Origin of the sequence: Patiriisocius marinus, from assembly GCF_008974325.1 — a bacterium.
Taxonomy (GTDB): domain Bacteria; phylum Bacteroidota; class Bacteroidia; order Flavobacteriales; family Flavobacteriaceae; genus Patiriisocius; species Patiriisocius marinus.
Window position 1 is genome coordinate 51,860 of the sequence record NZ_BKCG01000006.1, and the last position, 25,147, is coordinate 77,006.

The 25,147-nt window shown below is 31.7% G+C and carries 18 protein-coding genes; 7 read left to right on the forward strand and 11 right to left on the reverse strand.

Going from position 1 to position 25,147, the window contains the following annotated elements:
* Position 1 precedes the first annotated feature (1 nt).
* From GBH57_RS11405 to GBH57_RS11450, 10 genes are all read right to left on the reverse strand, one after another.
* The gene (locus GBH57_RS11405) at positions 2–2,404 is read right to left on the reverse strand and encodes an SLBB domain-containing protein (protein WP_151674622.1); all 2,403 of its coding nucleotides are present in this window, start codon (positions 2,402–2,404) and stop codon (positions 2–4) included.
* Positions 2,405–2,863: 459 nt separating this feature from the next.
* A complete protein-coding gene (locus GBH57_RS11410) occupies positions 2,864–4,120 on the reverse strand; it encodes a sulfate adenylyltransferase subunit 1 (protein WP_151674623.1) in 1,257 nt (418 codons plus the stop codon).
* Positions 4,121–4,144: 24 nt separating this feature from the next.
* The gene (gene cysD, locus GBH57_RS11415; RefSeq protein ID WP_151674624.1) at positions 4,145–5,050 is read right to left on the reverse strand and encodes a sulfate adenylyltransferase subunit CysD; all 906 of its coding nucleotides are present in this window, start codon (positions 5,048–5,050) and stop codon (positions 4,145–4,147) included.
* Positions 5,050–5,643, reverse strand: a complete 594-nt coding sequence (cysC, locus tag GBH57_RS11420) for an adenylyl-sulfate kinase (protein WP_151674625.1) — start codon at positions 5,641–5,643, stop codon at positions 5,050–5,052. The genes cysD and cysC overlap by 1 nt, the downstream gene beginning before the upstream one ends.
* A gap of 17 nt (positions 5,644–5,660) precedes the next feature.
* Entirely contained in the window at positions 5,661–6,101 is a 441-nt protein-coding gene (locus GBH57_RS11425; RefSeq protein WP_151674626.1) for a DUF2061 domain-containing protein, read from the reverse strand.
* Position 6,102: 1 nt separating this feature from the next.
* Positions 6,103–6,894 carry a 3'(2'),5'-bisphosphate nucleotidase CysQ gene (gene cysQ, locus GBH57_RS11430; RefSeq protein WP_151674627.1) on the reverse strand — a complete coding sequence of 264 codons (792 nt, stop codon included), beginning with the start codon at positions 6,892–6,894 and terminating at the stop codon, positions 6,103–6,105.
* Positions 6,895–7,147: 253 nt separating this feature from the next.
* Positions 7,148–8,023, reverse strand: a complete 876-nt coding sequence (rfbA, locus tag GBH57_RS11435) for a glucose-1-phosphate thymidylyltransferase RfbA (RefSeq protein WP_151674628.1) — start codon at positions 8,021–8,023, stop codon at positions 7,148–7,150.
* Positions 8,024–8,112: 89 nt separating this feature from the next.
* Positions 8,113–9,162 (reverse strand): dTDP-glucose 4,6-dehydratase, encoded by a 1,050-nt coding sequence (gene rfbB / locus GBH57_RS11440; RefSeq protein WP_151674629.1) that lies wholly within the window; start codon positions 9,160–9,162, stop codon positions 8,113–8,115.
* A gap of 209 nt (positions 9,163–9,371) precedes the next feature.
* Positions 9,372–10,544: an O-antigen ligase family protein gene (locus GBH57_RS11445; protein WP_151674630.1), complete on the reverse strand. Its 1,173-nt coding sequence runs from the start codon at positions 10,542–10,544 to the stop codon at positions 9,372–9,374.
* On the reverse strand, positions 10,537–11,976 hold the full coding sequence (locus tag GBH57_RS11450) for a lipopolysaccharide biosynthesis protein (protein WP_151674631.1): 1,440 nt from the start codon (positions 11,974–11,976) through the stop codon (positions 10,537–10,539). The genes GBH57_RS11445 and GBH57_RS11450 overlap by 8 nt, the downstream gene beginning before the upstream one ends.
* 393 nt (positions 11,977–12,369) lie before the next feature.
* Between GBH57_RS11450 and GBH57_RS11455 the strand changes: the two genes are divergently transcribed.
* Together GBH57_RS11455 and GBH57_RS11460 are read left to right on the forward strand one after the other, a co-directional pair.
* Complete coding sequence (locus GBH57_RS11455; protein WP_151674632.1) at positions 12,370–12,861, forward strand: Dps family protein; 492 nt, start codon at positions 12,370–12,372, stop codon at positions 12,859–12,861.
* Positions 12,862–12,956: 95 nt separating this feature from the next.
* Positions 12,957–13,829, forward strand: coding sequence for a hypothetical protein (locus GBH57_RS11460; protein WP_235904701.1), 873 nt, complete (start codon positions 12,957–12,959; stop codon positions 13,827–13,829).
* Positions 13,830–13,833: 4 nt separating this feature from the next.
* Here GBH57_RS11460 and GBH57_RS11465 read toward each other — a convergent pair whose 3' ends face one another.
* Positions 13,834–17,538 carry a metallophosphoesterase gene (locus GBH57_RS11465; protein WP_151674633.1) on the reverse strand — a complete coding sequence of 1,235 codons (3,705 nt, stop codon included), beginning with the start codon at positions 17,536–17,538 and terminating at the stop codon, positions 13,834–13,836.
* 125 nt (positions 17,539–17,663) lie between these two features.
* Between GBH57_RS11465 and GBH57_RS11470 the strand changes: the two genes are divergently transcribed.
* The 5 genes from GBH57_RS11470 (at position 17,664) to ribB (ending at position 25,126) form a co-directional block, all read left to right on the forward strand.
* Positions 17,664–18,878: a Pycsar system effector family protein gene (locus GBH57_RS11470; RefSeq protein WP_151674634.1), complete on the forward strand. Its 1,215-nt coding sequence runs from the start codon at positions 17,664–17,666 to the stop codon at positions 18,876–18,878.
* Between the two features lie 256 nt (positions 18,879–19,134).
* Complete coding sequence (locus tag GBH57_RS11475) at positions 19,135–21,558, forward strand: FtsK/SpoIIIE family DNA translocase (RefSeq protein WP_151674635.1); 2,424 nt, start codon at positions 19,135–19,137, stop codon at positions 21,556–21,558.
* On the forward strand, positions 21,542–22,204 hold the full coding sequence (gene lolA1, locus GBH57_RS11480) for an outer membrane lipoprotein periplasmic chaperone LolA1 (protein ID WP_235904702.1): 663 nt from the start codon (positions 21,542–21,544) through the stop codon (positions 22,202–22,204). Before GBH57_RS11475 ends, lolA1 begins: the two co-directional genes overlap by 17 nt.
* 78 nt (positions 22,205–22,282) lie before the next feature.
* The gene (locus GBH57_RS11485) at positions 22,283–23,836 is read left to right on the forward strand and encodes an LptF/LptG family permease (RefSeq protein ID WP_235904703.1); all 1,554 of its coding nucleotides are present in this window, start codon (positions 22,283–22,285) and stop codon (positions 23,834–23,836) included.
* A gap of 141 nt (positions 23,837–23,977) precedes the next feature.
* The gene (gene ribB, locus GBH57_RS11490; RefSeq protein WP_151674637.1) at positions 23,978–25,126 is read left to right on the forward strand and encodes a 3,4-dihydroxy-2-butanone-4-phosphate synthase; all 1,149 of its coding nucleotides are present in this window, start codon (positions 23,978–23,980) and stop codon (positions 25,124–25,126) included.
* The last annotated feature ends 21 nt before the right edge of the window (positions 25,127–25,147 follow it).

Sequence of the window (25,147 nt, forward strand, 5' to 3'; positions counted from 1 at the left end):
TCTAATTAAATAAACGCTCAATTAATAGAGCTAACGTAGTAAAACCTGTTGAAATACCTATAACCTCTTGGGTTGAGAGCCTACTTACATTTTCTTGTTTTTTAGGGACTAATACAATTGATCCTGGTTTAATATCAGGATATGTCCTAAAAAATAAAAAGTGTTTCGTAGAAGCTATATCTCCGTTTGGATGTATTACATAAACCTTGCCTTTTTTAGCTTCAGAAGAAAAACCGCCAGATTTATTTATATAGTCTTTCAAATTGTCCCCCTTATCAAATCTAATTAATGTAGGTAATAATACTTCCCCTTCCACTTTTACTGTTTGTTTAACCGAAGGAATTACTAAACGATCTCCATTATTCAAAACTAAATTTTGTTTAGAATTTTCACCTTCTTTTAAAAGTTTCTTTAAGTTAATTCCAACACGAAATTCTTTCTGGTTATTTAAATCAACATTAACTTCAGTATCCTCATCATCTACATTAATAGATTTAGTTGTGATACTTAACGCCTTCTCATTAAAATATGGATTTTGACGAATAAGTGTTGCTCCTTCTTGAAATGCATATGGTGATAAACCACCTGCTTTATCTAACAAATCTAATAATTTTTCATTTTTACTTTCTGAAAAGTACTGTCCAGGATAACTTACCTCTCCTTCAATAAATGCATACAATTGTTCTCCAGAGCCCATCAATGATCTCACTACAATTTGATCATTAGGTTCAAAAACAAAAGGTGTATTGTTGCTTAAATCTAATGATTTGTCTGCTGAAATATTAAATACCTTATTTAACGTTTTATAATCTTCATCAATTACTTCTCTAATAACATCTATCACTTCTGAGTTAGCATTTTTTTTATATCCTCCAGCTGTTATCACAAGATCTTCTAACGTTATTCCTTCAATAAACTGTATGGAAGTACCATTATTCACTGCTCCAGAAATACTAATTTTACCCCTATCCTCAACTACAGATTTATTAAATATTTGAACTATATCATTTGGCTTTAATAAAATAGTTTCTTTTCCATTCAATATATCTGAAACAGAAAATGAAATAATTGTTTTGACATCTCCTTCTTTTTCTTGTCGCTTCACGATACCACGTTCAAGATATGCGGTCTCTGTAATACCAGAGGCTTTCTCTAGCAATTGTAACAGTGAAATATTAGGCGTGTATTCAAAGTTACCTGGTCTATATACTGAACCATTAATTGTTACACTATTCTCTATTTTATCAATTATAGAACCCACATTAATGATATCACCATCGAATAATCTAAATGATCTAAAATTATTGTAATCAATTTCTTTTATTTTCTTTCTATCGCCATCAATACGTGTTAATTTAATATTATCACGATAAGCATTTGATTTAAAACCACTCACAAATTCTAATAAATCTTCTAAGGTTTCAGAATCCTTAATTTCATAAACACCTGGGCGTTTGACTGCACCACCAATAGTTATTTTAGAAGTATAAGCCCCTACGATTATAACATCTTGATCTTGTAAGGTTTTATTCCCCTCCTGAGATCCATCAATTAAATATTTATAGATATCAAAATAAGAAATTTCTTTACCGTTTCTAACTAGCTTAATTTCTCTAAACGTACCATTTTTAGTAGGACCTCCACTAGCATAAAGTCCGTTTAGAACAGTTGACAATGCACTTAATGAATATGTACCAGGAACTTTTACCTGACCAATAATATCAACTTGGACAGATCTTACATTTGACAATGAAACACTAGTAAAAATTTTATAAGGACTCGAATCTGGAGCAGAAATACCTGCATAAATTCTTTTTAATGCACTCTTAATTTTCTGAGTTGCAACCTCTATACTTAAGCCACTAACAACCACAGGCCCTATATTAGGAAGCTTTACCAATCCATTTCTATTTACTTCGACATCATACGTGTTTTCTGCAGCTCCCCACAAACTAATCACTAATGCATCTCCAGGACCTAATTGGTAATTAGTAGGAGTTGCAAGGTTCAGATTAGGCTGGAAACTAATATTAGGATTATTAAAAAAATCATATCCAAATAAAGGATCATTCTTCACTTCTTGCTGTATTAACGTATTTGGGTTAGAAGCAATTGCAGAAGGCTTAACGTTCAATGAAGTATCTACTCCGGTTTCTACTTTAGGTGTTCCACCTAATTTATCTTCAATAGATGAAATTTCAGAATCTGAAACACCATTCGACTTAGCTAAAGATTTTATTTGCTCATTGGAAAGACCTTTTTGCTGTTGAGTTGTCACAAATGCCTTAATTTCATCACTTGACATTGTACTAACTTGTGACGTAGTTGCACATACTGATTGACCAGAACCTATTATTAGTAAAAATAACAATACAAGGACACTCGACTTTTTTGAGTAAAACATTGGCTTTAAAAATTCAAAACGTAGGTTAAAATAAATAATGATAGCTATAAAAAATCGTGTGTGACAAAAATCGCAAACACGATTTACAAATATATAAATTTTAATAACAAAATTAGTAATTATGTAATTAAAGTAAGGGTTTAATAAGCTTGAAAACCATAGTACAAACAAGCAAATGGGTCTCTATAATCTGAAATAATGTACTGTGATAATTTGCAAATCAGTTATCATCTACAAACTACTATTCATGTAATTGATCAACATATATTTTTAAGAAGATAAAAGGTTATTAATACACTAACAAAAACAAACTATTTATTAAACAACAATTGAAATTATAAAGTAGAAAAACTGCAATTATAAATAATGTTTGCAGTTTTTCTATTCTAATGGCTTTGTAGGTCAAAATTAGAAAGTATAATTTACAATATGACAAAAAATGAGTGAAAAAGTTGCCCTTTAAACTATCATACCTGCAGCAACAGTCTCATGGGTTGCATTATTAATTAAAGTAAAACTACCCGTCACCCTGTTATCTCTATATTCATCAATCATTAAAGGCCTAGTAGTTTTAATTGTTACTCTTGCAATAGAGTTCATTTGCAATTCTTTATCATCTTTAATTCGTGAATATGAATTTATATCAACCTTATAGACAACGTCTTTAATCATTGCTATTTGCTCGTTGGATGTATGTAAAATTGTATATTTTGTTCTTGTCTTTGCAGAATCATTGTGTAACCAACAGATCATTGCATCAAACTCTTGCTTAGGCTCAGGCTGATTATTTTTCTTCACAATCATATCCCCTCTACTTACATCAATATCATCCTCTAAAGTAACTGAAATTGACATAGGCGCGTAAGCTTCTTCTAATGGCCCTTTATCCGTATCAATGGTTTTAATTTTAGAATTAAATCCAGACGGAAGTACCACAACCTCATCTCCTGGTCTTAATATTCCGCTTGCTAGTCTACCAGCATAACCTCTATAATCTATGAAACCTTCACGTTGAGGACGTAATACCGTTTGTACCGGGAAACGCGCATCAATTTTATTTAAATCACTACTAATGTGAAGCGTTTCAAGTGTATGCAATAATGGAGCACCTTTAAACCAAGGCATATTAGTACTTCTATTTACAACATTATCTCCATCAAGTGCACTCATTGGTAAGAAACGAACATCTTTCACATACAACTTAGATGAAAATTCTTCAAACTGTAAAAGAATATTGTTGTAGACTGTTTCAGAATACTCAACTAGATCCATTTTATTAACACAAACAATCACGTGAGGAATTTGCAACAAAGAAGCAATAAATGCGTGTCTTTTAGTTTGTTCAATAACTCCATGTCTCGCATCAATTAAAATTAACGCAGCATTTGCTGTTGAAGCACCAGTAACCATATTACGAGTATACTGTATATGCCCCGGTGTATCAGCAATAATAAACTTACGTTTTGGACTTGTAAAGTAACGGTACGCCACATCAATGGTGATACCCTGTTCTCTCTCATCTCTCAATCCGTCTGTAAATAAAGCAAGATCAACACCATCATAACCTTTACGCTTACTCGTTGCTGTAACAGCATCTAACTGATCTTCAAAAATAGCTTTACTATCATACAACAATCTTCCTATTAATGTACTTTTTCCGTCATCAACACTTCCTGCAGTTGTGAATCTTAATAATTGGTTATTATCTATAGCCATATCTTATTTTTTCTGAACTTATTTCTAAAAATACCCTTGTCTCTTTCTATCCTCCATAGCGCTTTCGCTACGTTTATCATCTGTCCTATTTCCTCTTTCGGTTTGCTTCATTGAAGAGACCTCATCTACAATTTTCTCAAGAGTGTCTGCTTCGCTTTCCATTCCTCCAGTAATAGTAATATCTCCTAAGGTTCTAAATCTAATTTTTTTAGATTCAATTTTTTCTCCTTCTTCAAGCTTTAAATGTTCTGAAACAGGAATCCAACTATTACTTCTCCAAACCACGTCTCTTTGATGCGCTAGATAAAGTGATGGTATTTCTATGCTTTCTCTTAAAATATAATTCCAAACATCCATTTCAGTCCAGTTACTAATAGGAAATGCTCTAAAATGTTCACCCTCGAAATGCTTACCATTTAATATATTCCACAATTCTGGACGTTGATTTTTTGGATCCCATTGACCAAAATCATCTCTATGTGAGAAAAAACGTTCTTTAGCTCTTGCTTTTTCTTCATCTCTTCTTCCTCCACCAATGGCGCAATCCACCTTGTTAGATTCAATTGCGTCTAATAGTGTTGTAATCTGCAACACATTTCTTGTAGCATTTTTACCTTTTTCTTCAGCAACACGACCATCATTAATAGCTTCCTGAACAGAACCCACAATTAGCTCAACTCCAAGCTCTTTAACTAAATCATCTCTAAATTTTATGGTTTCAGGAAAATTATGCCCTGTATCAACATGCATAAATGGAAATGGTATTTTAGAAGGGTAAAAGGCTTTTTTAGCTAAATGTGCGACTAAAATTGAATCTTTCCCACCAGAAAAAAGAATTACTGGATTATTAAATTGTGCCCAAACTTCTCTAAGGATGTAGATAGCTTCGCTTTCTAATTCACCTAAATAATTAAGATAATACTTGCTCATTAGTATGCTATTTTATTTTCTATATTTTTAATAATAATACTTACAGCTTCTACAACTGTTGTATTAATTGTATCAATTTCTATATCTGCATTAGTTGGTGCTTCATAAGGTGCATTAATGCCTGTGAAATTCTTTATCTCACCTGCTCTTGCTTTTTTATAAAGACCTTTGACATCTCTTTTTTCACATTCTTCGACAGAGGTATTGACAAATACTTCTACAAATTTAGATGCCCCAACAATATTCTTTACTGCTGCTCTATCTTTTTCGTATGGAGAGACAAATGATGCTATAACAACCAACCCAGCGTCAATCATTAAATTAGCAACCTCACCAATACGTCTAATATTTTCAGTTCTATCTTCTGCGGAAAAGGATAAATTACTATTCAATCCTAATCTTACATTATCTCCATCAAGAGAATATGTATGTACTCCTTTTTCAAACAATGCTTTTTCAACAGCATTTGCTATTGTTGATTTCCCAGAACCAGACAAACCCGTAAACCACAATAATAGTGGTTTTTGATTTTTCATCTGGCTTCTCTGCTCAACGGTTACATCAAAAGTGTGCTTAATAACATTTTCTTGCATTAATGCTTAAATTTACTTTAAAAATAATTTCTAATTCTTCCTAGTGGTAAACGCAACCATAATCTCTCATGGAAGTAATAAAGTATAAATTTAGTTATTAATTCTGTCGATGCTATAAAAAGCGCTATTTCATTAAAGCTATCAAAAACAACACTAGAAATAAAAAATGTCATGTTTGTCGCTATAATTCGCCACGAAACAGTTTTTCTCATTGTTCTTTTTGTCGAAGTATCACCCTCTTTTCTGTAATGCTCCCAAATTCGTTCGTGAACATAATAAACTGCTAGTTTAACTAAAAACTCAGCAGCTCCTATTTTCAATGCGTTTTCAATACTACAATGTCCACTTAAACAGGTAACTAGCAATACAACTAATATCGTATCAGTTGTTGCTACTATTCGCCAAGAAACACCTTTTAAGAGACTTCTAATATGTGATGCCTTAACATAACATGCCATATTATTTGGTAACTAAAAAATAGGCGTTCAATAAGTTTTCTTTGTTGTACTGCATTGGCTTTTGTGTATTTTGGTCAATAACCTTTACTCCAGCTGCCTGGCATATAGCGTGTCCTGCCGCTGTATCCCATTCCATTGTTGGAGCAAACCTTGGGTAAACATCTGCAGCACCTTCGGCTACTAAGCAAAATTTTAAAGAACTCCCTTTTGAAACTATTTCAACTTCATTTTGTGTTGGCAATTGGTCTATAAAACTTTGCGTCGCCTCATTTAAGTGAGATCTACTTCCTACTACTCTAATTTTATTAGGAATTGATGATGGACCAATTATACTTGCATTCTTTAAAATTTCAGCCACATCAAACTGATCTTCCGATTCAATTTCTATTTTATAAGCACTTGAACCATCTGCAGCTGTAAAATACAAGCTCTTGCTTACCGGCACATATATTACTCCAAGTACTGGGGATCCATTTTTTACTAATGCTATATTTACTGTAAATTCTCCATTTCTCTTGATAAACTCTTTTGTTCCATCAAGTGGATCTACTATCCAACAAGTGTCCCATTCTTTGCGAACATTGTAATCTGCCTGTTTATTTTCTTCACTAATTATAGGAATTCCTGTAGGTTCTAAAAAAGTATTAATAACATCATTTGCATTTTTATCTGCCATGGTAAGAGGCGAATCATCATCTTTAGACACTACTTCAAAATCAGTTGAGTAAATCTTTAATATCTCTTTTCCACTTTTTATAGATGCTTCAATTGCAGTTTGTAGTAACTCTCTCATATAGTGATTGTGATTTTTTGAGATATTAAAATAATAAATGTGTTTAATCCTCTTTTTTTAAGTAACAGAAACTCTTAAGTTTATAACACACACAGAGTTCTAAGAATATTTAAGGGATATATTGCTTTATGAATTAACAATCTGCAATGAGTAAATTATAGATAAATCGTTCTAACATTCAAAAAAGAGCCTATAGTTATTGCTAACATTAAATCAATTTGTAAATTATTTTTACTTAAGGTAATTAATGAAATTATGCTATTTTAATAATTTTTTTGAGATATTCAAAATAATCACCTTTAGAGTCTTTGATATCTTCATAAATCTTTTCACGAGAAATCCATTTAGAATTAACAGCAATCTCTTCTAAACAGGCTATTTTTAAACTAGTCCGTTTTTCAACTGCTTTTACAAATTCAGTCGCTTCTGTTAGAGATTCGTGCGTTCCTGTATCTAACCAAGCAAAACCTCTACTCATTTTTTTGAGCAATAAGGCGTCTTGATCTAAATATGCTTGATTTACGGAAGTGATTTCAAGCTCACCCCTACTAGAAGGGGCAACTTCCTTTGCTATTTCTACTACAGAATTTGGATAAAAATATAAGCCTACAACTGCATAATCAGATTTCGGATTTTCAGGTTTTTCTACGATACTGATAACCTTTCCATCTTCTGAGAATTCAGCAACTCCATATCGCTCTGGGTCATTAACATAATAGCCAAAAACAACGGCTTCTTTTTTATTAGTAACTGTATTTACAGACTCCTTTAAAAGCTGAATTAATCCTGCTCCATAAAAAATATTATCTCCTAATATTAAACACACATCATCATCTCCTATGAAATCCTCGCCAATTATAAATGCTTGAGCTAATCCATCGGGAGAAGGTTGTTCTGCATAGAAAAGTTTTAAACCAATTCGGCTTCCATCACCAAATAACTTTTTAAAATTTGGTAAGTCTTCAGGAGTTGAAATTATTAATATTTCTCTTATACCAGCAAGCATTAATACCGAAAGAGGATAGTATATCATTGGTTTATCATAAATAGGTAATAATTGCTTTGAAACCACTTTAGTTAATGGATGCAATCTAGTACCTGAACCTCCCGCTAGTATTATTCCTTTCATCTCTAGTTGATAATATTAAAATATATAGATAAATAGCTTTTGCTTACATCTTTATATTGATTATAATTTGCAAATAGGCTAATAGTTGCCTATTTATATTGTTGACTGTAATATTTTTGATAATTTCCAGAAGTTACATTATTTAACCACTCATCATTATTTAAGTACCAATCGATTGTTTTCTCTAAACCTTGTTCAAAAGTTACTGAAGGTTTCCACCCTAATTCTTTATTTATTTTTGAAGCATCAATTGCGTATCTTAAATCGTGTCCAGGCCTATCTTTTACGAAAGTTATTAGTTTTTCTGAATCACCACTTTCTCTTCCAAGTTTAGCATCCATTTGCTTACATAGTTGTTTGACTAAATCTATATTCTTCCACTCATTAAAACCTCCTATATTGTACGTTTCATTATTGTTACCTTTATGAAACACAAGATCTATAGCTTTTGCGTGGTCTTCAACAAATAACCAATCTCTAGTATAATTACCATCACCATAAACAGGTAAAGGACGCTTATTGATTATATTATTAATAAATAACGGGATTAGTTTTTCAGGAAATTGATAACTACCATAATTATTAGAACAATTAGTGATTACATATGGTAAATTATAAGTTTCACCATACGCTCTAACAAAATGGTCTGAACTTGCTTTTGAAGCAGAATACGGAGAGTTAGGACTATAAGGTGTTGTTTCTTCAAACAAACCTGTTTCGCCTAAACTACCATAGACTTCGTCTGTACTAATATGATAAAAAAGTTTTCCTTCCCAATTAGTGGCCCACAGATGTCTAAAGGCATTTAATAAATTCATTGTCCCTAAAATATTTGTTTTAGCAAATGCTAGCGGGTCATTAATTGATCTATCTACATGAGATTCAGCAGCAAGATGTATAACGCTATCAAATTTATACGTATTGAAAAGATTTAAAATATTTTTTTCATCTACTATATCAGCTTTTATAAAAAAATAATTAGGACTCTCACTTATGTCTTTAAGGTTTTCTAAATTTCCTGCATATGTAAGTGCATCCAGATTATAGATATCGTATTCTGGATATTTAGTGACAAATAATCTTGTTACATGAGAGCCTATAAATCCAGCTCCACCAGTAATTAATATCTTCTTTTTCATTAATAATAGATTATCAAATTGAATAGTTAATAATAGCTTAGAATTTCTTATATTAAAAAGAAATATCTATAAAAAGTTAGTAATAATGTACTTTTTTAATTGAATAAAAAAAATACACTACAAATTTATCTGTGTTTAAAAGTCAAAGATATGATTTTTTGAGAGTCATTTTATGTAATGTAAATAAACCCACTACAATTGAAGTTTTATTATGGAATATTTTGTTTTACGTTAGTGCTAATTGCAAATAATAACGCTAAAAAAAAACAAAGCAACGAGAAACGCATTCCGTTATGAAATAAATTATATAGAAGAATTGGAAGAAATGTTATTAAATCAAACACCCTTAATTTTTTAAATATATAAAAAAGAAATAATCCGAAAGAGGTGATGCCAGCTAAACCATAACTAAACCAAACCGAACCAATAGCTGAATGAAACTCACTTGACAACAGACTTTCATTCTTAACAAAACGCTCATAATTTCCTTCCCCTGCACCATAAATTAACATATTAGGATTATCTACCACCCTCATAAACCCTCTTTCAACTAAATCAGTTTTACCTGCATATTCCACCTTTGCAAAACGCTTGTCTATTCTTTTAAAATCTTCTTGCATTTGTTCTGTATTAAATACCAAAAACAATAATATAGGAATGATAAATACTAATAACTCTTTAAAAACATGCTTTTTACACACAACAAAATAATATAAAGAAATTAATATCAATGCCCCAATAATTGCAGGTCTAGAGGTAGCACAAACTATTAAAACAAAAGATAAGGATAGTATTAACGAAACGAGATATCTTTTAATTGGTATTTTTTTAACGACAAAGAGTGTTATTCCACTCAAAATTAAACAATAGTACGAAAGCTGGTTAGGGTTATTAAAACTTAAATACGCTCTGTTTTTAAAGTCATTATCTATGCCTTTATCATATCCAGTAATTAACAAGACATATTCCATTGCTAGCGCAATAAAAATCACATAAACTAAGTACTCAAAATCTTTTTTAATAAAGCTTTTAAATACTGTAAAACAAAAAACAAAAAAGTAAATATTAAAGCCGAAATATAAAATAGCAAAAATATATGAAGTAGAATAAACACTATCACTATCTATAAAATGATAGGTCAAATTTACAGCGCTAACAACAGAAAAAAACAACAATAAATATAAAATCCCTCTGTTTCTAAACAGTTTTTTAAAATTTATTGAAAAAGCAAAAAGTGTAAAAGGAATTAAAAGTAGGAAATCTGCAATCTGTGGTATTCCGCTGTCAAAAAAATATAATGGCTTAAAAATTAAATAAATAAAAACACTCCATTTATAAAATTGTTGTATCGCATTATTATTTATAAATGTCGTACTAATCATTAAGCAGATATTTCTTTTTTAAAAATCGTATTTCAGCTTTATAAAATCTCTCTATAATTAAAATGTAGATTACCCATAATAATACAAGTAACACGATAAAATTTATTGATGTAAAAAGATACAATGGAAAAATTACTAAGAAGGTAACTGAAAAACTAATTATAGAAGGTTTTAATCGAATCAAAATGTCTAATAAACTCACATCTAATTGACTTTTTATAAAATAGAAAGAGAATAAAAAATTTATAACTGCTGCTATTAGAACACCTATTGAAACGCCCACTATTCCATAATGACTCCCTATGTATGCTGAAGGAACAGTCACAAATATCAAAATAAAAACAAGCATTTTCATTTCTAACTTTGGTTTACCCATACTTCTAAAAACCAAGTGACAGCCGTGTGTGAACAAATTTATCAAAACCACTATTGCTAATATTCGAATAGGATTTTTTGCATCTATCCATTTAACCCCAAAGAAAAATTTTATTACAGAAGGACTTAAAATTATGAGCGTTAGCATTATAGGATATAAAAAAAGTGAATAGTAGGTTAAGCTCAATAAATAATACTTTTTAATTGTAGTAACATTTGTTTGAATTTTACTATAAAACGGAAACATCACTCTATCAATCATACTTGTTACTTGACTGCTAACCAATATAGTTAACATAAATGCCAAACTATAAATACCAACAGCTGTAGCATCTATAATTTTACCAATAAAAAAATGGTAGATGTTCAATGAGAGCACTAAAACTAACGATGAAATAAATGTGAAACCTCCAAAATTAAAATTTTGCAAGAGATATTCAATTTTATAAATAAACTTTGGTTTCCAAGAAACCCAATTAACATAAAATGGATATGTAATTACAAAAGGTAGAACAGTATACACCACTAAAGACCAAAGTCCTCCATCTTTTAATGCAATAAAAAGTGCTATAAAACTTGATACAACAGCAGCAATACTATTGATAACCCCTATTCTTTTAAAATCAAGACATCGCAGCATTTTTACCTTATATATTATTGAAAGTGCATTAAAGATTACCGGAATACATAAAATTGTAATAATCAATTTTAGTTGTGGCTCTTCATAGAAATAAGAAAAGTAAGGCGCTCCTACAAAAACCATTAATAGAAATACAATTATTGACCAACAAAGAGACCACCAATAAACCGATTGAAAATGAACATCTAACGTAGTTGTTTTTCTTCTTTGAATTAAAGCTGATTGTAATCCAAAGTCAGATATTACATATACAACACTAGTTATTGCAACAGCTACACCTACAATACCAAAATCTTCCGGAAGTAATATGTTAACAAGTACAAGCTTAATAAATAAATCGAAAACTCGTTTAATTAAAACCTGAGCAACACTCCAAAACAAACCCTTTAGAAGTCTAGATTCTAATCTATTTACCATTATTTATCACCATATTTAAAAATGCAAATCGACTAATTAATTGGTTAAAAATTAGTTTTAAAAATAGAATTCAAAACTTGATATTAACATTTAGAAAAAATCTGTTAAGTACTGAAATAATCGAAATTTAAGCTAATGTACTTTATAAGAAACATTCTCACAAATCTAATGTTATTAATAAAGAAACATTAAACTTATTAGTTATACAAATCCGATAACTTAAAAGTATTAATTGTAATTCTTACAAAATATATTAATTCAAAATTAAATTAGACGCTACTATGCTTCATTATTTTCACTAATATTTAAGAGTTGGAGTTAAAAATAAGCTAATTGAAGGCTATAAATTGGCTGGCTTAAAATGCAGTTGTAGTTTTGGTTAAAATTATCATTATGAACTATCTAGACTTAGACAAAAATAAAATTTCTAAAACTGCAAAAGAACTTAACGTGCTATTGGCAGATTACCATATGTATTATCAAAAACTACGCAATTTCCATTGGAACGTAGTTGGTAGAAATTTCTTCGATCTTCACATTAAGTTTGAAGAAATGTATGACGATGCAAAATTAAAAGTTGACGAAATTGCTGAACGTATTTTAACTTTAAGATTTCAACCTGTAAGTAATTTTTCAGATTATCTAGAACTTTCAAACTTGAAAGAGTCTAAATCTGAATTAAAAGATTTAGAAATGGTTAAAATACTACTTGAAGACCACGCAACACTCCTTAAACAATTGAGAACAGTGACCGAAACAGCTAACGAAGCAGAGGACGAAGGTACTATTGACTTAATGGGAGGTTATATCGCTAACTTAGAAAAAGTAAGTTGGATGTTAGATGCTTGGACAATGAACACTGGTGACAATCACCCAGAAGCTTAATTATATTTATAAAATTACAACTTGAATCTGTTTGTGAATATGAGGGAAACCTCTAATTTACAAACAGATTTTTTTCTATAATTAGAACCACAATTATGAGACTATTAATCATTGCTTTATTTTCAATCACATTTGCAAGTTGCCAACAAGATTTTGGAAAGCTGAAGATTATCGCTTCGTTGCCTGATAGTTTTACCGAAATAAGTGGTATTGAATTAATGACTGGCGACAATAATTTATTGTGGATGATTACAGACGGAGGTAATGCTGCGTCCGTTTACACTTACAATATTCAGAAGAAAAAAATAGGAGCCGAATACAAAATAAACAAAGCCACTAATATTGATTGGGAAGATTTAACTAGCGACTCTAATGGCAATCTTTATATTGGAGATTTTGGAAACAATAAGAGTAAACGTGAAGATTTAAAAATCTACAAAATAAACAATATTAAAAATGCCAAACCTGATCAAAATGCTACAAGTGAAATAAATTTCACCCTAAGCGATCAAACCGAATTTCCTCCTAAAAAAAAGAACCTGAATTACGATATTGAAGCTTTTTTTCACGCAAATAACAATCTATACCTTTTTACCCGCAATAGAAGTAAAGATTTTGACGGCACGACTAAAATGTATAAACTACCAGCAACTCCAGGTACTCACGTGGCTGAATTAGTCGCTTCGTATAAAACTTGTAATGATAATAAAGAATGTCAAATTACAGGTGCAGCATATCATAAACAAAGCAAAACAATTGCTCTACTTAGCTATAATAAAATATGGATTATTAAGGATTTTAAACAGGATAACTATTTAAGCGGAAATATTAAAGAAATTGAACTTGGTCATAAATCACAAAAAGAGAGTATTACATTCAAGAATGAAACTACGCTATATTTTGCAGATGAACGAAATGGACCAGATGGAGGAAACCTTTATGAATTTGATTTTACAAATGAATTTTAAAGGATTAAAAATTAAAACCTAGACCAAATGACACTCTTGTTCCTTCAATAGAATTAAACACACTAAATGTACCACCTAATCCTCCAGAGCCATTAACCCAAAGACCAACACCTCGCGAGTTATGCCATCTTTCTGAATTTCCAGTAGGTGTCCAAACGCGACCTACATCAACTCCCCCAAAAACACCTAATTGAATGGGCAATAATTCAATTTGAAATTCTGGAAAACTATATCTTACATCAGCACTTGCTGTTAAGGAACTTTTACCCGTAAAACGTTCTTCTCTAAAACCGCGTAAGCCATTATTAGCTCCTATTTGCACCCCTTGATAAAATTCAAACTTATTACCAAAATTAAACTGAGCTTGAACATTAGTTTTCAATACAAAAGATTCACTTCTAACTAGACTATTGTAAAAGGTTATTTTCGATTTTAAATATCCAAACACACGTGAAACATCAACTAAATTATCTGTAAGCCCTGCAGTTAAATTGAACACCATCCCACGCTTAGGATTTAATGGATCATCAAAACTTCGATAATCATACTTTCCTTCTAAAGTTGAAAAATAATTGGTATCCTCAATTTCAACGTCCCCTTTTTCTTGATATAAATTATTTTCAACTGACTGTAATCGATAGGAGTCTGCCATTAAAAATAGACTAAATACACTACCAAAATTTGAATTACGTATTAATCCAGCTTTAGCAGTTATTTGTTGTAATTGAATACGATTATAATCATAATCAATAGCCTCTTCGCTATTAATTGTCTCATTTCCGTAGCCAAAATAATTTACTGTAAAATTAGGACTTGTAAAACGTGCCCCTATACTTAAATTACTATCTCCTATTGAATTTGCAAATTCACCTTTATACTCAACATCATAACTTTGCGTATCTGAATAATATCCCGCTTGAACTATGTGCCTTTTTGAAAATGGATTTCGTTTAAAACTATTTACAGTGTACACCGTTTGTAACCCTAATCTAAAACCATCATCAGGATTATAACCTATCGCTGGAGCATATCGATAATTACGTTCTAGATTTTTACGATAATCATACGTATTTAAATCGTAGAGGCTTGTAAATATCAATTCACCATCATTTTTAGTATCAATTATAGTATTTTGCTCCTCAGTATCATAAAACTTCACTCTTCTACCCTCAACTATATCGAAGGTATCAATACCCTTCCCTCCTATAATTCGCACAAAAATTAAATCATTATCCTCCCCTTTAGTGATAAACGTATCATTTCCGTCAAGTCCATAGATCCAAACCTCCCTAGTATTAGAATGCTCTAAGGTTCTATCTACTATTTTCTCTCCTCTTTTTTCACCTTCTAATCGATATACTTTAATATTTGTTAAACCTCCTTTTAAACGAGTTACTTCAAAATAATCAGCATCATCTGTACCAGTAATTGTTTGTAGATTTGAAAGGTAGTCATAGTAAGTATTTGCGATAGTTGCAATATTATCTCTTCTTGTTTTTAGAACTGTTTTTATTTCTTCCAAAGATTTACTTTGCACCTCCTCTGGGACGTCATTAAAAGCTTGCGCTATTACTTCATCAGTTATTACAGCTTGCAGTTTTTCTGCGGCAAACTTCCATTGCAAACGCCCTGAACGTTGTAAAACAGCTCTATCAAGAATAATTCCTTCTTCATTAAACCACTGCAAATCATTAAAATTCTGTTTATAAGTGTGTGTTTGCCTTGAACTTGTAAAAAGTGAGCGAGCAACATCAAGAATATTACCATCGAAACTTGCAAAAGCATCATCCCTATTTTTTGGAATTGGAACATATAAATTTTTACCATTTCTGAAATATTCTGCCCATCGCCAATGGTCAGGTTCTCTATCCCAATCTCCTATCATCATATCGAACAAACGAGATGTGATATAACTTTCCTCATCGATTTGAATATCTTTTTGTTCTCTAATTTTTATTAAAATATCATCTGTAGTTTCAATATCAATTGGGTAACTAAATATTCGCTCCCCTTCATTAGCTACAGATGGCTCTATTGAAATATAATAAAGCTCATCACCAAAGTCTTCATTATATAATCCTAAGGTATTTTGTTTTGGTACGTAATATAAATCAGGCGCAGTATAAAAGATATCTGCAGCTTGCGCCAATTTTGGAACAGCCATTAAAGCATATGGATGTGAAGCTGTATAAAATTCAGCCGTAAAATTATCCGGAACGGTAATTTCATTTAACTGTCCTTCTTCAGTAGTCTCAATAGTTGCATCATCATAAGCAAATGGTATATCGTAAGCTAGGGCATTTTTCTTCAGCGCTCTCATTCTGTAAATTCTTCCTTTTTTATCCCGTAATCGCAATGCCTTATAATTCTTTTTACCAGCAGCTCTTTCAACCGTTAAACCTCCATATAGCGTATCTAACATTGCTACCCTTGTAGTCACATCAGTTACAATTTCATCTTTAAACTTTCGACCATAAATTGTATTAAAAAATAACGTTTCCCTTAAACTATCTTGTTGAAATATAGAAGTTTCAATCTCTTCCGGGAATGCAGTAACTTCATCAATTGGTCTAAATATTTTATTAGCAGCAAACAATTCTTTCTGAAAAACCAATTTAGGCTTTAAAGATGCATCAGCTATAAAATATTGCACCCATGACGAACCATCTTCAAACACATCCATTTTTGCAAAACCTTGCGCTCCTGACACAAATAATGCTGTTTTACCTAGTGAAGCTGCTGACTCTTTCGAGGCACTACCACTTACTATTTGTTTTAAACCATCACTTTCGTGATATTGTAACGTGTGTTCGTGTCCTGAAGCAAAAACTACACGCTCATACTTTTTTGCGAGCGCACCTAACTTCTTCATTAAATTATTATACAGCTCATTATATCTATCTTGAATAGACACACCTCCTTGTGCTCTAATTTGAGTTACTAATGAAGATAATATAGGTAGTGGAATCTTTTTTTGAGTTGGATACAAATGTTTCTCTAGAGCAAAATAACCACCGTGTGTACCATTCGTAAACATTGGATGATGCATTGTAAAAACAATTGTTTTATTACGGTGTTTTTCTAATTCGATTTCTAATTCAATAAAAAACTTTTCACGTGTTTTAATGTCGCAATTTTCATTTACCGTTGGGTGTTTATTCCAGTCTTCCAGATACCATTGTGTATCAATCATTATTAACTGTATATTATCTGTAACAGCTTCACTAGCAATAGGACAACCATTTGCGGGTTGTAATAAATTTTTACCTGCAATTTTCAACAAATATTCTTCCTCTCTTTTTAAACCCTCTAAACCATCATTATACCAATCGTGATTACCAGGAATAAAATAGTAGGTTCCATCAAAGTTTTCTAGCGATTTTAGTTGCGCTTCTAATTGGTATTCCGAATGTCTTCTATCATCAGCACCTTTAGGAGGCATACCGTCTGGATAAATATTATCTCCTAAAAAAATTGCGTAGTCATTTTTTGATGGGTTCGCTTTTAAATATTTTTGAACCACTTCAAGTCCTTCACTCAACAATCCATCTGGAGATTTTCCTCCATCACCTATTAGAAAAAAAGATTTCTCATTTTTTTTAGCTGTAGGATATACCGCAACTACATCAGGGTTCCTGTATTGAGGTTCGTATAAAGCACAAGAAATAAATGTAAATAGCCCTAATAATATAAAGATTCTCTTAATCATTTTTCTGTACGGAAGCACTTTTGTTAGATTTGAAATAATAATATAAACGTTATATTGTTGTTAATTAATAATCGGGGAATAACGCCTTGTTTTTTTTTAGTAATATTGATATGTAAAATTAACTTATGAGCGACATTATTCAAGAAACAGATGATTTTATCTTACACCTTTTCAAGGAGAAGTTACCTAACACCTTTGTATACCACAATTATACCCATTCTAAACGGGTGTATAAAAGTATCATGGAAATTATCGAAGATTCACAAATTAATGTTAAAGATAAAACGATATTAAAGTTAGCTGGTCTTTTACATGATACAGGTTACATAAATAAACGTGAAGGGCACGAAGAAGAAAGCGTATTAATTGCAACAGATTTTCTTAAATCAAAAAATGTTGATCAAGACATCATTGACGGTGTGAATAAATGCATAATGGCGACTAAGTTTAAAGGAGAACCAAACGGAAAACTTGAAGAAATAATGCGAGATGCAGACTCTTCTCACTTTGGTAAAGAATATTTTCAAGAAGCAAGTAATTTTCTAAGACAAGAATATAAATCGCAAGGTATTAGAGATTATTCTCCAGCAGAATGGCGTGACGAAAACATTGAAGTTTTAGTAAAAAAGCATCAGTTTTATAGTGATTATGCTATGAAGAACTGGCAACCACAAAAAGAACAAAACCTATCTAAACTTATAAAAGACAAAAAGAAAACTAAAGAAAAACTAAAAAAAGAAGAGCTTAAGGCCGAATTAAAAGCCAAGTATAAAGATGCAAGTCCAGAACGTGGTATTCAGTCATTTTTTAGAGTAGCCTTAAAAAACCACATAAAACTTAGTGACATTGCAGATACTAAAGCAAACATTTTACTTTCTGTAAATGCCATCATCATTTCATTAGTCCTTTCTAACCTTTTATCTAAGTTAGATTCAAACGACTTTTTAGTAATTCCAACAGCAATTTTCGTAATCTCTAGTGCTACCACAATGATTCTTTCAGTAATTGCTACGAGACCTAATGTAACTCGTGGAGAATTTACAAAAGAAGATGTTGCAAATAAAAGTGTGAACTTAACTTTCTTCGGAAATTTTCATAAAATGGAACTTTCCGAATTTGAATGGGCTGTAGAGGAATTATTAAAAGATCGCGATTATATTTATTCCTCACTAACTAAGGATTTGTACTTTTTAGGAAAAGTGCTCGATAGAAAATATAGAATTTTAAGATACACCTACACTATTTTTGTAATTGGCACTATTATATCAATTGTTGCCTTTGGTTTATCGTTTTATATTTCAGAAATTCCTATTGAAATTCCACAAGTTGAGATCAATTAATTCAACTTAAAGATAAACAACCGTAACATTGTTAATAAAACAGAATTCCACTCCAGATTTGTAATCTAAAAGTGGAGTTTTTAAATGCATTTCAAATTTTATAATCAAAAAGAACTGCCAAAGTACTAACAGACAGTTATTTGCCAAACAAATACTTTATTTAACTTTCATCTTAATAAGTTCGTTAACTTTTTAAAACAAACCCCCTCTCACATACACTAACTATTTGTATTTTTGTTACAATACAACCCTATAAATGGCTACAAAAAAGAAAGTTAAATCAACCAAAACTAAAACTGCAAAAACACCATTGAAGGTGGTCCTTTCTAAGCAGCAGAAAATAATATTAGGAAGTTTATTAATGCTTGTTGGTGTAGGTTTATTAATTTCATTTACCTCTTTCTTTTTTACTTGGCAAGAAGACCAAAGCCTTATAGGTACTATAACGGAACGAGAAGTAGAGGCTAAAAATCTTTTAAGCAAATTAGGTAGTGGCTTAGGGCACTTTTTTGTGTATCAAGGTTTTGGTATAGCAGCTTTCGCGATTGCCATATTAACAACACTTACGGGAGTTTACTTATTTTTTGACTACGCAAAAACACAATTGAAAAAATTCTGGTTTTGGGGTATCTTGTTAATGATTTGGCTTTCTGTATTTTTTGGGTTTTTCTCTAAAACAAATTCCCTTTTAAGTGGTGTGATTGGTTTTGAAATTAACGATTGGCTTCAAGACTACACAGGACTTGCAGGTACTGTCCTTTTAATGGTATTTCTTGCAATTGTATATTTAGTACTTCGTTTAAAGCTAACTCCTGAAAAAGTTATTGCTGCTTTTAACAAGAAAAAATCAGAAATTTCAGAAGACTTTAATAAAGCACCATCAACAGCTAATATTGATGATACAACTACTTCTGAAATATCGAACACCGAAACAATTTCAGAAGTTAAAACTCCTACTTCACCAATTACAACAACCGAAATTCCTTTAAATGAAAGCATCAGTAATCAAGTGGAGAAAATTTCAGAAGTAAAAGAGACTATTATTGATACAGGAGATTTTAAAGTTGAAATAGCTCAAGAGGAAGAAGTAACGATAGAAGTTGCTAAAATAGTTGAAGAAAAAAGTGAGAAGAAAAATCTAAGCGACAAACTAGTTGAAGATTTTGGCGAGTTTGATCCTACTTTAGAATTAAGTAATTATAAGTTTCCTACTATTGACTTGCTTAAAGACTACACCGCTGGGCAAGGTATCACTATAAACCAAGAAGAATTAGAAAATAATAAAAACCGAATTGTAGATACTCTCAACAATTACAAAATTGGTATTGCAAGTATTAAAGCAACGGTAGGACCAACGGTTACGTTGTATGAAATTGTACCTGATGCAGGTATTAGAATTTCAAAAATTAAAAATCTTGAAGATGATATTGCCCTTTCATTAGCTGCATTAGGAATTAGAATTATTGCTCCTATTCCAGGTAGAGGAACAATTGGTATTGAAGTACCAAACAAGAATCCTAAAACGGTTTCTATGCGTTCTACCATTGCATCACCTAAGTTTCAGAGTGCAGAAATGGAACTTCCATTAGGGTTAGGAAAAACAATTAGTAATGAAACTTTTGTAGTTGATTTAGCTAAAATGCCCCACTTACTAATGGCAGGTGCTACAGGACAAGGTAAGTCGGTTGGTTTAAATGCCATCTTAACATCCCTGCTTTATAAAAAACATCCCGCAGAGGTTAAGTTTGTACTAGTAGATCCTAAAAAAGTAGAATTAACATTATTCAATAAAATAGAACGTCATTTCTTAGCTAAACTTCCTGGCGATGAGGATGCTATTATTACAGATACTAACAAAGTAATTACCACCTTAAATTCACTTTGTATTGAAATGGATCAACGTTATGATCTATTAAAAGAAGCATACGTACGTAACATAAAAGAATACAATACTAAATTTAAAGCTCGTAAATTAAACCCTAACGATGGTCATAGATACCTGCCATATATTGTTTTAGTAATTGATGAATTTGCAGATTTAATAATGACCGCCGGAAAGGAAGTTGAGACACCTATTGCTCGTTTAGCACAGTTAGCACGTGCAATTGGTATTCATTTAATTGTTGCAACACAGCGTCCATCTGTAAACGTTATTACAGGTATTATTAAAGCAAACTTCCCAGCACGAATCGCTTTTAGAGTAACAAGTAAAATAGATTCTAGAACGATACTTGACAGTGGTGGTGCAGACCAACTTATAGGTCGTGGAGATATGCTATACACTCAAGGAAACGATCTTGTAAGAATTCAATGTGCATTTGTTGACACTCCAGAAGTTGCTGATATTACTGATTTTATAGGTAGCCAAAAAGCATATCCTGAAGCACTTATTCTTCCAGAGTACGTAGGAGAAGATGGTGGCACAACAATTGATAACAATGTTAGTGAACGAGATAAACTGTTTAGAGAAGCTGCTGAAGTTCTAGTAATAGCACAACAAGGTTCTGCTTCTTTACTGCAACGTAAACTGAAATTAGGTTATAATAGAGCTGGTAGAATTATCGATCAATTAGAAGCCGCAGGAATCGTTGGACCTTTTGAAGGAAGTAAAGCAAGACAAGTTTACGTTCCCACATTAGAAGCATTAAATCAATTATTTAACGATGAAGGTAACAATTAAAATGGTACAAAAATTAATGATTATTGCTGTAGTTCTTTTCACTACAGTAGCTGCAACTGCGCAAGACGCAAACTCTTTACTTAAAGAAGTATCTGCTAAAGTTCGCAGTTACGACAATATTGCTATTGACTTTAAATACAATTTAAACAATAAAAAAGAAGGTGTAAACCAAGACACACGTGGTGATGTTGCTTTACAAGGTGAAAACTATGTGCTTAACATGTTAGGTACCACACGTATTTTTGACGGAGCTAAAATATATACTATTGTTCCAGAAGATGAAGAAGTAACAATTTCTAAATTCAATGCTAAGGACGATAAAGATATTACTCCATCTAAAATGTTGACTTTTTACGAATCTGGCTATAATGCAAAACTAGATATTGTTCAAAACGTAAATGGTCGTAAAATTCAATACGTTAAACTATCTCCAATCGATACAAACGCTGAAATCAAAGACATTCTTTTAGGAATTGACAAGCAAACAAACCATATCTACAAAGTAATACAAACTGATTCAAAAGGAACAAAGTACACAATTACTGTACAAAGTTTCAAGACAAATCAACCCATCTCAAAAACGTTGTTTACCTTTGACGAGGCTAAGTACACAAACGATGGCTATTACATCAATAAACTAGATTAAGAATTTCTTGTGAAGTTACTGGACAAGTACATTTTAGTATCCTATTTGAAGACGTTTTTTAGCGTCTTCATTATTTTAATGTTCATTTTTGTCCTACAAACAATTTGGCTTTACATAAGCGAACTTGCAGGTAAAGATTTAGATATCTGGATTGTACTTAAATTTCTATGGTTTGTATCTCCGCGATTAATTCCACTAGTATTACCTCTTACAATCCTAGTTACTTCCTTGATGGTTTTTGGAAGTTTCTCTGAAAAATACGAATTCGCAGCAATGAAATCGACTGGTATTTCACTACAACGTGCTATGCGTAGTTTGACTTTCTTTATATTAGGATTATCATTTGTTGCATTTCTCTTTGCAAACAATGTTATTCCTTGGTCAGAATATAAATGGCAAAATTTACGCCGAAATATCGCACAACTAAGCCCGTCCATGGTAATAAGCGAAGGACAATTTTCGCAAATTGGTGATGACTTCAATATTAAAGTAGAAGAAAAATCTGGTGAACGAGAGGAATTATTACGTGACGTAATTATTCATAAAAAAAATCCAGATAAACCTGGTGGAAATTACACCGTAATCATTGCTGAAAGAGGAGAACTAGCTAGTGAAGAAGGAAGTAATACCCTATCACTAATATTATTTGATGGTAATTATTATGATGAGATTCAAGAAAAAGATCCCATTAAACAAAAAAGAATGCCTTTTGTTAAAACAGCATTCGAACAATACACCATTAACATAGATTTGACGGCACTTAATGATACAGACATTGATGCAGATAATAACTTAAGTAATCACAACATGTTTAACATGAGTGAGCTTTTTGTTGAAATCGATTCGCTGTCTAAAAGCTATACTAAGGACATTATTTCATTCTCAGATAATACTTACTATCGTACTGGTATCTCAAAGTTTGAGAGTGATAAAATAAAAGCAAAACCTATAAATGACACCATTGAATCATTTATAGAATTATTACCCGAGCGTCGTCGTCCAGAAATTGCTAAAATGGCAGTCAGCAATGTAAAAAGCACGATTCAATCTATTGACGCAAAGAAAAACGAATTTAAAGTTAAAACTAAAAGACTTAACAAGTTTGAAATGGCGCTACACGATAAATATGTACTTGCTGCGGCTTGTATTATTTTATTTTTTGTAGGAGCTCCATTGGGTGCTATTATACGTAAAGGAGGAATGGGATTACCTATGGTTGTTGCAATCTTACTATTTTTAACGTACCACTTTATTGGAATATTTGCTAAAAACAGTGCAGAAGATGGCACTTTACATCCATTTATTGCAACGTGGTTGAGTACAGCAATAATGCTACCTTTAAGTATATGGCTAACTTATAGAGCAACAACAGATCAAGGTATATTTGACATGGATGCTTTCTTTCAACGTATTGCACGACTTTTTGGAAAAAAAGCAACAGATGCTGCAATTGTTGATGGCGATAAAGCTGTTTTATTGACTCAGCAAGAAAAAGCGATGGTTTTATCTCGTAATGAGCAACAGTTAATAGCAATTGTAAATAAAACTGATGGCGATACCTACTCAAATGAAGTCATTGTTGCAGCTAAACAAGAACTTCTTAAAAAGGGTTACGATTTAAATAAACTTTAAACCGTTTTAATACTGTAAAATTTCAACTTAACCTCTACCCTACTATTGAGATATTTTAAGACTTAAATACGACTAAGCTCTTCTTAAAATCTCGTGATATAAAATCACAATTTCCGTATCTTTGCAAAAAAAAGAATAACTATGCTAACTACTGCAAACGGGACTCAAATAAAATTAAATACCATTGAAGAAGCCATTGAGGATATAAAGATGGGAAAGGTAATTATCGTTGTCGATGATGAAGACCGTGAAAATGAAGGTGACTTTGTAGCAGCAGCCGAAATGGTAACCCCTGAAATGATTAACTTCATGGCAACACATGGTCGTGGATTAATCTGTACTCCTATTACCGAAAGTAGATGTAAAGAACTTCAGTTAGAAATGATGGTAGGTAACAATACTGATCCTATGGAAACTGCCTTTACAATTTCTATTGACTTAAAAGGAAATGGTGTTACAACTGGTATATCTGCAGGAGATAGAGCAAAAACAGTTAAAGCATTAATTGACCCAACAGTAAAACCTTATGATTTAAGCAGACCTGGGCATATTTTTCCATTGAAAGCTAAAGATGGTGGAGTTTTAAGAAGAACAGGCCATACTGAAGCTGCAATTGACTTTGCACGTTTAGCTGGTTTCCAACCCGCAGGTGTTATTGTTGAAATAATGAATGAAGATGGAACAATGGCAAGACTTCCACACCTTGTTGAAGTTGCACAAAAATTCGATTTAAAACTAGTTTCTATCGAAGCGCTTGTAGCTTACAGAATGGAACACGATTCATTAATAGAGAAAAAAGAAGACTTTAATATAAATACAAACTTTGGTCCGTTTAGACTTAGAGCTTACAAGCAAACTACTAACGACCAAATCCATATTGCCTTAACACAAGGGTCTTGGAAAGCTGATGAGCCAGTGATGGTTCGTGTAAATTCTACCTTAGTGAATAATGATATTTTAGGAACGTTGACAAAAAACAATGATGCTAAATTAGATCAAATGTTTAAGGTTATTAATGACGAAGGAAAAGGCGCTTTAGTATTTATCAATCAACAAAGTCAATCCTTCAATCTTTTAGCGAGACTTCGCCAACTTAGAGAGTCGCAAAAAGCAGATTCAATTTCAAAAGCACCATCAATTGCTATGGATGCGAAAGATTTTGGAATTGGAGCACAAATTCTTCATGATTTAGGTATTCACAAAATTAGATTGGTATCTAATAGCGTTCAAGAAAAACGCGTAGGAATGATAGGCTATGGTCTTGAGATTATCGACTACGTAAATTATTAATTAAAAATAATTTCGTTTTAT

What these genes read in the sequence shown, in the direction of transcription:
- GBH57_RS11405 (WP_151674622.1), bottom strand. Translation starts at nt 2,404, where the DNA reads ATGTTTTACTCAAAAAAGTCGAGTGTCCTTGTATTGTTATTTTTACTA.
- GBH57_RS11410 (WP_151674623.1), bottom strand. Translation starts at nt 4,120, where the DNA reads ATGGCTATAGATAATAACCAATTATTAAGATTCACAACTGCAGGAAGT.
- cysD (WP_151674624.1), bottom strand. Translation starts at nt 5,050, where the DNA reads ATGAGCAAGTATTATCTTAATTATTTAGGTGAATTAGAAAGCGAAGCT.
- cysC (WP_151674625.1), bottom strand. Translation starts at nt 5,643, where the DNA reads ATGCAAGAAAATGTTATTAAGCACACTTTTGATGTAACCGTTGAGCAG.
- GBH57_RS11425 (WP_151674626.1), bottom strand. Translation starts at nt 6,101, where the DNA reads ATGGCATGTTATGTTAAGGCATCACATATTAGAAGTCTCTTAAAAGGT.
- cysQ (WP_151674627.1), bottom strand. Translation starts at nt 6,894, where the DNA reads ATGAGAGAGTTACTACAAACTGCAATTGAAGCATCTATAAAAAGTGGA.
- rfbA (WP_151674628.1), bottom strand. Translation starts at nt 8,023, where the DNA reads ATGAAAGGAATAATACTAGCGGGAGGTTCAGGTACTAGATTGCATCCA.
- rfbB (WP_151674629.1), bottom strand. Translation starts at nt 9,162, where the DNA reads ATGAAAAAGAAGATATTAATTACTGGTGGAGCTGGATTTATAGGCTCT.
- GBH57_RS11445 (WP_151674630.1), bottom strand. Translation starts at nt 10,544, where the DNA reads ATGATTAGTACGACATTTATAAATAATAATGCGATACAACAATTTTAT.
- GBH57_RS11450 (WP_151674631.1), bottom strand. Translation starts at nt 11,976, where the DNA reads ATGGTAAATAGATTAGAATCTAGACTTCTAAAGGGTTTGTTTTGGAGT.
- GBH57_RS11455 (WP_151674632.1), top strand. Translation starts at nt 12,370, where the DNA reads ATGAACTATCTAGACTTAGACAAAAATAAAATTTCTAAAACTGCAAAA.
- GBH57_RS11460 (WP_235904701.1), top strand. Translation starts at nt 12,957, where the DNA reads ATGAGACTATTAATCATTGCTTTATTTTCAATCACATTTGCAAGTTGC.
- GBH57_RS11465 (WP_151674633.1), bottom strand. Translation starts at nt 17,538, where the DNA reads ATGATTAAGAGAATCTTTATATTATTAGGGCTATTTACATTTATTTCT.
- GBH57_RS11470 (WP_151674634.1), top strand. Translation starts at nt 17,664, where the DNA reads ATGAGCGACATTATTCAAGAAACAGATGATTTTATCTTACACCTTTTC.
- GBH57_RS11475 (WP_151674635.1), top strand. Translation starts at nt 19,135, where the DNA reads ATGGCTACAAAAAAGAAAGTTAAATCAACCAAAACTAAAACTGCAAAA.
- lolA1 (WP_235904702.1), top strand. Translation starts at nt 21,542, where the DNA reads ATGAAGGTAACAATTAAAATGGTACAAAAATTAATGATTATTGCTGTA.
- GBH57_RS11485 (WP_235904703.1), top strand. Translation starts at nt 22,283, where the DNA reads ATGTTCATTTTTGTCCTACAAACAATTTGGCTTTACATAAGCGAACTT.
- ribB (WP_151674637.1), top strand. Translation starts at nt 23,978, where the DNA reads ATGCTAACTACTGCAAACGGGACTCAAATAAAATTAAATACCATTGAA.